Here is a 315-nt window from a genome sequence, read left to right on the forward strand (position 1 = left end):
TACTGGAAAATGCGTTTTTCGTCGCCTCGTACGTTGCTGAAGCCCGCTCGGGGAACGTTCGAATCTCCAGCACTTGGCTGGCCACGTAGGCGATCAGGTCCGCCTTCAGCTTGCCGAGCGGATCGTCGGCGAATGCCGTCTCGTATATGTAGCCTACCGCTTCCAGCCCATCTGCTATCGGCTTGTACGCCTGGCGGGTCGCTTGCAGCCCCAGCTTCGCGAAGCTGCCGATGGTATCCAGCACGCCCTTGAGCACGCCGGATTTGAAGAAGGCCCCAACCTCGGTCGCCCCTCCCATGATGTCGAGCGTTCGCA

At 61.0% G+C, this 315-nt stretch carries 1 protein-coding gene; it reads right to left on the reverse strand.

Annotation, left to right across the window (positions count from 1 at the left end; genetic code table 11):
- The coding region (locus tag E6C55_RS34090) for a hypothetical protein (protein ID WP_168736021.1) at nt 1–315 on the reverse strand (315 nt) is incomplete at both ends.

Source organism: Cohnella fermenti, assembly GCF_004801405.1.
Lineage (GTDB): Bacteria > Bacillota > Bacilli > Paenibacillales > Paenibacillaceae > Cohnella > Cohnella fermenti.